This window comes from Sporosarcina koreensis, from assembly GCF_001531445.1.
Taxonomy (GTDB): Bacteria; Bacillota; Bacilli; order Bacillales_A; family Planococcaceae; genus Sporosarcina; species Sporosarcina koreensis_C.
In genome coordinates this window covers 1-1,025 of record NZ_LQYA01000301.1, presented here as the reverse complement: position 1 = coordinate 1,025, position 1,025 = coordinate 1, and the positions used below count along the sequence as shown (strand labels likewise).

Annotated in this window: 2 protein-coding genes; both read left to right on the top strand. The window is 44.2% G+C overall.

The genetic code is table 11. From position 1 onward, the window contains the following. The coding region (locus tag AWV70_RS22055) for a carboxyl transferase domain-containing protein (protein ID WP_276525656.1) at positions 1 to 303 on the top strand (303 nt) is incomplete at its 5' end. A 66-nt stretch (positions 304 to 369) separates the two neighbouring features. Beyond that, on the top strand, positions 370 to 1,025 hold a 656-nt coding region (locus tag AWV70_RS22050; protein ID WP_060210596.1), incomplete at its 3' end, for a 2-dehydropantoate 2-reductase.

Below are 1,025 nucleotides of genomic sequence, written 5' to 3'. Positions count from 1 at the left end.
GATGTTTGCATTGCGTTACCTACAGCGCAGATTGCGGTAATGGGACCGGAAGCCGCAGTCAATGCAGTTTATTCAAATAAAATCGAAGCGATTGAGGATCCGAAAGAGAAGATCGCTTTTGTCCAGGCGAAACATAAAGAATATAAAGAGGAAATCGATATTTACAAGATGGCTTCAGAGCTGATCATCGACGAAATCGTCGCGCCTTCGGATTTAAGAAATGTGCTTGCAGACCGTTTCCGTTTTTATTCAACGAAAGAACTTCCATTACCACCTAAAAAACATCCAGTCTATCCTGTATAATCGAATATAAGGAAGAAGTAAGGGCGCCTTTTCCGAAGGTCGCCCTTTTTAAAAAGGGGGATTTTAATGGAGGTTGTTATCGTTGGAGCGGGTTCTATCGGGTTGCTCATTGGTTCCTATTTGTCAGAAGCGGGTATGAAGGTCGTGTTTTTTGTGAGACGAAGAGAGCAGGCGGCTATCATCCGGGAACAAGGAATCAGGCGCATCAATAGTGACGGTACCGAAACGTCTCTGAAAGCTAATGCTCAAACTGATGAGGGGAAGCTGCCGGAAAATGCCCCTTGGATTGTAGCGACAAAGTATGAAGGCGTAGCTCCGGTTGTTGAGCTGGTTCATAAAAGAAATTTGAAGAATGCGGTCATGTTCATTCAAAATGGATACGGACATTTCAACCTAGTTAGCGGAACTTCAATGCCGAACGTATTTTTTGCGACTGTTGAACACGGCGCAGGTCGTTTGGATGATCGGACCGTCTCCCACAACGGAGTCGGTGCTATGAAAATTGCCTCTTATCGAGGGGATGAAGCAAGTTTTGACTTCATGAAATCCGTCGATTCACCTGATTTCCCGGTGACTTTTGCAAATGATGCACACCAAATCGTATTAAGAAAAGTGCTGATCAATTGCATGATCAATCCGTTGACAGCGGTTTTGCAAGTGAGAAATGGTGAATTACTGGAGAATCCGGATGCAAAAACCCTTTTTGATCAGTTGTATGAGGA